The sequence below is a fragment of the Zavarzinia sp. genome, from assembly GCF_041650655.1.
GTDB lineage: Bacteria > Pseudomonadota > Alphaproteobacteria > Zavarziniales > Zavarziniaceae > Zavarzinia.
Window position 1 is genome coordinate 20408 of the sequence record NZ_JBAZKR010000064.1, and the last position, 6885, is coordinate 27292.

Annotated in this window: 7 protein-coding genes; 4 read left to right on the forward strand and 3 right to left on the reverse strand. The window is 68.5% G+C overall.

Features of this window, described 5'->3' with window-relative positions:
- The first annotated feature begins 50 nt into the window (after nucleotides 1-50).
- A complete protein-coding gene (locus WC493_RS14935; protein ID WP_373066331.1) occupies nucleotides 51-1535 on the forward strand; it encodes an MFS transporter in 1485 nt (494 codons plus the stop codon).
- Nucleotides 1532-1945 carry a tellurite resistance TerB family protein gene (locus WC493_RS14940; RefSeq protein WP_373066332.1) on the forward strand — a complete coding sequence of 138 codons (414 nt, stop codon included), beginning with the start codon at nucleotides 1532-1534 and terminating at the stop codon, nucleotides 1943-1945. Before WC493_RS14935 ends, WC493_RS14940 begins: the two co-directional genes overlap by 4 nt.
- Before the next feature lie 10 nt (nucleotides 1946-1955).
- Here the strand turns inward: WC493_RS14940 and WC493_RS14945 are convergent, their stop codons facing one another.
- Complete coding sequence (locus WC493_RS14945) at nucleotides 1956-2594, reverse strand: peroxiredoxin (protein ID WP_373066333.1); 639 nt, start codon at nucleotides 2592-2594, stop codon at nucleotides 1956-1958.
- Nucleotides 2595-2813: 219 nt separating this feature from the next.
- Here WC493_RS14945 and WC493_RS14950 point away from each other — a divergent pair, with 219 nt between their 5' ends.
- Nucleotides 2814-3329 carry a histidine phosphatase family protein gene (locus WC493_RS14950; protein WP_373066334.1) on the forward strand — a complete coding sequence of 172 codons (516 nt, stop codon included), beginning with the start codon at nucleotides 2814-2816 and terminating at the stop codon, nucleotides 3327-3329.
- Nucleotides 3329-4861: a CHAD domain-containing protein gene (locus WC493_RS14955; protein WP_373066335.1), complete on the forward strand. Its 1533-nt coding sequence runs from the start codon at nucleotides 3329-3331 to the stop codon at nucleotides 4859-4861. Before WC493_RS14950 ends, WC493_RS14955 begins: the two co-directional genes overlap by 1 nt.
- Here the strand turns inward: WC493_RS14955 and WC493_RS14960 are convergent, their stop codons facing one another.
- Together WC493_RS14960 and WC493_RS14965 are read right to left on the reverse strand one after the other, a co-directional pair.
- A complete protein-coding gene (locus WC493_RS14960; protein WP_373066336.1) occupies nucleotides 4862-5812 on the reverse strand; it encodes an ABC transporter permease in 951 nt (316 codons plus the stop codon).
- Nucleotides 5813-5822: 10 nt separating this feature from the next.
- Nucleotides 5823-6885: ABC transporter permease (locus WC493_RS14965; RefSeq protein WP_373066337.1), on the reverse strand; the 1063-nt coding region annotated here is incomplete at its 5' end.

The window sequence follows — 6885 nt, forward strand, 5'->3', positions numbered from 1 at the left end:
CGCCCTTTTGATGTGGCGCTTCATGCACTGATTCAGTGCATATCGTGCGCATGCCGCCCCATGAAACCACGCTCTACCCTCGATCGGCCAAGATCGAGGTGACGGAAATGACGATGGATCGACACGAACCCCGGGGGGCCATGGCCGCCCTGGCCCCGGCCATGCTGCTGTCCTCGCTCGGCACCAGCATCGCCAATATCGCCCTGCCCGCCCTGGCGGCCGATTTCAGGGCGCCTTTCGGCCCTGTCCAATGGGTGGTGCTGGCCTATCTTCTGGCGATCACCGTCACCATCGTCGGCGCCGGGCGGGCCGGCGACCTGTTCGGCCGCCGCCGGGTGCTGCTGCTCGGCCTCGGCGGTTTCGTGCTGACTTCGGTGCTGTGCGGGCTGGCGCCGAGCCTCGGCCTGCTGATCGCGGCCAGGGCGTTGCAGGGGATCTGCGGCGCCGCGCTGATGGCGATGACCGTCGCCCTGGTGCGCGAGTCGGTGCCGGAAGCGCGTACCGGGGCGGCCATGGGCCTGCTCGGCACCATGTCGGCGATCGGCACCGCCCTCGGCCCGTCGCTGGGCGGGCTGCTGCTGGCCGGGCCCGGCTGGCGCGCGGTCTTCCTGGTCATGGTGCCGGTCGGCCTGCCCGCCCTGCTGCTGGCCTGGCGCCGCCTGCCGAAGGATGGCGCGCGCCCGGCCGCCGCCGCCGGCTTCGACGCCCCCGGCGCCGTCCTGCTCGGCCTCACCCTCGCCGCCGCGGCGTTGGCGGCGACGCTCGACGGGGCCGGCTGGCCGGCCGCCCTGGCCCCGGTGGGCCTGGCCGCCTTCCTAATGGTCGAGCGGCGCGTGCCGGCGCCCCTGGTGCCGCCGGCCGTGTTCCGCGACCGCGCGCTGACGGTCGGCCTGGTCGCCAATGTCGCGGTTTCGGCGGCGATCATGGCGACCCTGTTGATCGGCCCCTTCACCCTGGCCCGCGGTCTCGGTCTCGGCAGCGCCGCGGTCGGCGCCGTGCTGTCGATCGGGCCGGCGATATCGATCGTCAGCGGCGTGCCGGCCGGCCGTCTGGTCGACCGCCTGGGGGCGCCCGCGGTGGTACGCCTCGGCCTCGGCGCCATGGCGGTGGGGGCGCTGGCCCTGGGGCTGTTGCCCGGCATTGCCGGCATTCCCGGCTACATCCTGGGGATCGCCGTGCTGACGCCCGGCTACCAGCTCTTCCAGGCGGCCAATAATACCGCGGTGGTGGCGGGTGCCGGGCCGGCGCGGCGTGGCGTCGTCGCCGGCCTGCTCAGCCTGTCGCGCAACCTCGGGCTGATCGCCGGCACCGCCGTGCTCGGCACGGTCTTCGCCGCCGTCGCGGGCGATACGGCAAGCGCCGCCCCGGGAGCGATCCTGGCCGGCTTCCGCCTCGCCTTCGGGCTGGCCTCGATCCTGCTGCTCGCGGCCCTCGGCCTCACCCTGGCCGGACGCCGGCGGCCGGAGCCTGCTTGCCCCGGGGGCGGCGATCCTCTATTGCTGCCGGTCGAAGAAAACGGGATCGAGAAACGATGACCGAGCGTATCAATCCCCACGACGCGCTGATCTGGGTGATGGTCTGCGTCGCCGCGGTGGATGGCGAAATGACCAATGCCGAGCTGCACACCATCGGCGAGATCGTGAAGACCCTGCCGGCCTTCCGCGGTTACGACACCAACAAGCTGCCGGATTCGGCCCGGGCTTGCGGTGCCATGCTGCACGCCCCGAAAGGCCTCGAGGAAGTGCTGAAAATGGTCAGCGGCAGCCTGCCCGACGGGCTGCACGACACCGGCTATGCGCTGGCCTGCGAACTCGCCGCGGTCGACGCCAAGCTGGCGATCCACGAGGCGCGCCTCCTGCAGCTCGTGCGCGACGGGCTGCAGGTCGACCGGCTCACCGCGGCCGCGATCGAACGCGCGGTCGAGGCCCGCTACCGCAAGCTCTGACCGCGCGCCCTCAGCGGTTCGGCTGCGGCGTGAGCCGCAGATAGGGCTTCAGCGCCTTGTAGCCCTTGGGGAATTTCTGCGCGATCAGCGCCGGGTCCTGGAGCGAGGGGACGATGATGACATCTTCCCCGTCCTTCCAGTTGACCGGCGTCGCCACCGAATAGCCGTCGGTGAGCTGAAGCGAATCGATCACCCGCAGGATCTCGTCGAAATTCCGCCCGGTCGAGGCCGGATAGGTGAGCGACAGGCGGAGCTTCTTGTTGGGATCGACGATGAAGACCGAACGCACCGTCAGCGTATCGTTGGCGTTCGGGTGGATCATGTCGTAGAGGTCGGAGACTTTGCGGTCGACATCGGCCAGGATCGGGTAGTTGACTGCCGTGCCCTGGGTTTCCGCGATGTCGCCGACCCAGGCCTTGTGGCTGTCGACAGAATCGACCGAAAGGGCCAGGACCTTCACGTTCCGCTTGTCGAATTCAGGCTTCAGCCGGGCCGTATAGCCGAGCTCGGTGGTGCAGACCGGGGTGAAATCCTTGGGGTGGGAGAACAGGATGCCCCAGCTCGATCCCAGCCAGTCGTGGAAATGGATCGGGCCTTCGGTCGAGTCCTGGGTGAAATCGGGGACGATGTCGCCGAGCCTGAGAGTCATCGGATTGCCTCCTGATACCGCTAGGGTGGCGCCGCCGGCGCCTGCCGGTACCATCAAAGGCAATTCACGCGCGGGTTTTCAAGTGACCGCCTTTTGCTCATTTTTCATATGTATTTTACCCCGGGCTACCAATTTGCCGCATGGCGCGGCTATTGTGACCTGCCCGAGTCTCGGCCCCCACAGTATGAGCCCGATGCCGTCGCCACGAGCGGATTTCCGATGAAGACCATCCTTCTGCTGCGCCACGCCAAGTCGAGCTGGGACGATTCGTCGGTCGACGATCACGACCGCCCGCTCAATCAGCGGGGCGAGCGGGCGGCCAGCCTGGTGGCCCAATTCCTGGGTCACGAGCGCCTGTTGCCCGAGATCATTCTGTGTTCCTCCGCCCGCCGCACGCGCGAGACGCTGGTGCGCGTGCAGTCTGTCCTCGGCGACATGGCGCCGGTGCTGATCGAGCGCGAGCTCTATCTGGCGCCCGAAGCGGTGCTGCTGGAGCATCTGCGCAAATTGGGCGACGATGCCTCCTGCGTCCTGGTGATCGGGCACAACCCGGGGCTCGAGGATCTGGCGGCCGCCCTGATCGACAACAAGGGCACGGCGATGGAAGAAAAGCTGGCGGCCAAATTCCCGACCGCCGGCCTCGCCGTCCTCCGCATGCCCATCGGCCGCTGGCGCGACTTGAAGCGGCACAGTGGGTCTTTGGAACTGTTCGTGATACCGAAGGACCTGGTCTGATGGGCTCGGAAGTCGAGTTGAAACTGGGGGTGGCGGCGGAAGACTTGGCACGCCTGCGCCGCCTGCCCGTGCTCTCCCGCGGCGCCCTGGCCCCCTTGGTCACCCGCCAGCTGCGCACCACCTATTTCGACACGCCGGACCGCCAGATGGCGGCGGCCAAGGTGACCCTTCGCGTGCGCGAAGACGGGCGGCGGCGCATTCACGGCGTCAAGGTCCCGGTGAAGAGCCTAGCCGGCCTCGCCACCCGCCGCGAATGGGAGATCGAGAGCCGCCAGCCGGTGCCCGACCTGGCCGCCTTCCCGCCCGGCACGGTCGACATCGTACTGAACCTCGGCCCGCTCGGCCCGGACAAGCTGATCCCCGTGTTCTCGACCGATTTCCGCCGTTCGCTGCGCCGCCTGGCGCTGGAGGGCGGCGGCGAGGTCGAGGTCGCGCTGGACGAGGGTGCGATCCGGGTGGAGGACAAGGGCGAACTGCCCATCTCCGAAGTCGAATTCGAGCTGAAGGGCGGCCATGCCGCCGATCTCTTCACCCTCGCCCTGGCCGTGGCCGAGGAAGTGCCGGCCCGCATCATCGTCGAATCCAAGGCCGAGCGGGGCGCCCGCCTCGCCGCCGGCAAGGCGCCGGCGCCGGCCAAGGCGTCGAAGCTGGAGCTGGCGCCTGAACTGCCGGCCGGCGAAGCCTTCGGCCGCATCGTGCGCGACTGCACCGGCCAGTGGCTGGCCAATGTCGAAGCCGTGTTGGACGGCGGCGACATCGAGGGCGTGCACCAGATGCGCGTCGCCCTGCGCCGCCTGCGCTCCGGCTTCAAGCTGTTCCGCACCATTCTCGGACCGGAACCCGCCACCAGCCTCTCGAACGAGGTGAAGTGGCTGGCAGACGCCCTCGGCCCCGCGCGCGACTGGGACGTCTTCATCCACGATGTCGCCGGCCCGGTGTTCAAGACGCTGGGCAGCGACCACCGCTTCGACCGCGTGCTGCTCCAGGCCGAGAGCGAGCGCCAGCAGGGCTATGCCCTGGCCCGCCGGGCGCTGGCGGAGAAGCGCCACACCGTGCTCGCGCTCTCGCTCGGCCGCTATGTCGCCGCCGCCGGCTGGCAGGAGGGCGGCGACGAGGCGCGCCTCGCCGCCCCGGTGATCGATTTCGCCCGCGACGTGCTGAACAGCCATTTCAAGCGCGTGCGCAAGCGCGGCCGGCGCATCATGCAGCTCGACGCCGAACAGCTCCACGCGCTCCGGATCGAGATCAAGCGGCTGCGCTATGCCCTCGAATTCTTCGGCACTTTGTTCGACGCCCGTGACGTCCGCCGCTTCCTGGACGGGCTCGCCGGCCTGCAGGACTTCCTGGGCGAACTCAACGACATGTCGGTGGCGCAGCGCCTGATCGGCACGCTCGGCAAGGCCGACGCCGGCCGCTCCTATGCCGAAGGGGCGCTCGCCGGCTTCTATGGCGCGGGGCTCGACCGCAAGCGGAAATCGCTGCGCAGCCAATGGGCCGAAGTCTTGGTCCAGGAACGCTTCTGGCGCGACTGATCAGGGTTTGGCGGAAGGCGGCCCGTCATAGGCAGGCGGCCGGCGCTGGGGATTGAGCCAATCTTCCAGCCTTTTCCAGCCGCGCGTCAGGATGAAGGTGACGACCAGATACATCAGCGCCGCATAGAAATAGACGGCGAAGGAAAAGGACTGGGAATAGGCCCGCTTGGCCTGGCCCATCAGGTCCAGGATGGTGACGATCGAGGCGATGGCGCTGCCCTTGATCATCAGGATGATCTCGTTGCCGTAAGCCGGCAGGGCGATGCGATAGGCGCCCGGCAGGATCACCCGGCGCATCAGGAGCCGCCGCCCCATGCCGAGGGAACGCGCCGCCTCGATCTCGCCGACCGGAATCGCCTGGATGCCGCCGCGCAGGATCTCCGCCGTATAGGCGGCGGTATTCATGGAAAAGGCGATCAGCGCGCACCAATAGGCTTCGCGGAACACGGGCCACAGGCCGGCCTGCTCGAAGAAGGGCCGGAACTGGCCCGAGCCGTAATAGATCAGATAAAGCTGGGCGAGCAGCGGCGTGCCCCGGAAGAAAAAGATATAGGTGGTGGCGAAGCCCTTCAGCAGGCCGATGCGCGAGGTCCTGCACAGCGCCAGTGGGATCGCCAGCAGCCCGCCGACCGCGAGGGAGACGCTGACGATCTCGATCGTCGTCCACAGGCCCTCGACCAGCTTCGGCCCATATTTGCCGAGCACGGGCAGATAGTCGTTGATGGCGACGCCGAGCGGATCCAGCACGGGCGACAGAATGTCGCCGAGGAAGAGCCAGACTTCGCGCAAGCCCTGCTTGATCGACGAGAAGACCCAGACCACCGAAGAGATCACCTGGGCGAACACCCAATAGATGCCATAGAGGACATCGCCGATCAGGCCCAGGACCGTGTCGAAGAGGCCGGGTTCGGGCGCCGGGGCGGCGGGCGGGGTGGCGGCGGTCGGATCCATCGTCTCTCCCTCAGGCCCGGCGCACGCCGCGCGAGGCCCAGCGCTCGATCCGGGCGAAAGCGATCATGGAAACCCCGGTGACCGAGAGATAGACGAGGCAGGCCGCGCCATAGAAGAGGAAGGGCTGCTTGGTCACGCCGACCGCGATCGAGGTCTTGCGCATCAATTCGTCGAGCGCGATGACCGAGACGAGGGAAGTATCCTTCACCATGATCAGCCAGAGGTTGCCGAGCCCCGGCAGGGCATAGCGCCAGACCTGGGGCAGCAGCACCCGGCGGATCATCAGGGCGCGGGTCATGCCGATCGCCCGCGCCGCCTCGAGCTGGCCCTTGGGCACGGCCAGGATGGCGCCGCGCAGCACTTCGGTCGCGAAGGCGCCGAAGACCAGGCTCAAGGCGATCACGCCGGCGGCGAAGCCGCTGACCTGCAAGCCGGTCAAGGCGCAGAGCCAGTCCGCCGTCTCGGCCAGGCCGAGGCTGCCGAGCTTGGGGCCGAGGTTGGTCGCGGCGCAGAGAGACGGCGGATCGAGCAGATAGAGCACGCCCTGGATCGAGAATTGCAGGCCGTAATAGATGATGAACAGGGTCAGCAGTTCGGGCACGCCGCGGATCAGGGTCGTATAAGTGTTGCCGATCCGGTTCAAAACCTTGTTGGGTGCGAGCTTGGCCCCCGCCCCCATGAGCCCGATGCAGAGGCCGATCGCCAGCGAGACGACGGCGAGTTTCAACGTCACCTGCAAGCCGGCCCACAACTCGTCGCCCCAGCCGTCCGGCCCGAAGCTGAGCAGGTCGAAATAGGGCAGCACGCCCGGCGCCGCCTCGGCGCACCAGGCGTAGAGGGCACTGCCGGCCCAGGCAAAGGCGTCGTAGCCGAGGCCGAGCAGGAAGCCGAGGACCTGGCCGAAGGGCCACCAGATCCAGCCGATCAGCCAGAACAGGCCATCGAAGGCGAAGCCTGCGAGCTGCACCAAGCCGACCAGGGCGGCCAACAGCCAGCCGAAGGCGTCGCCCAGAAAGGAAACGGAAGTCGCGGGATCGGTGTCGGGCGGCATGGGCGCGGGCGATCCGGGCTCA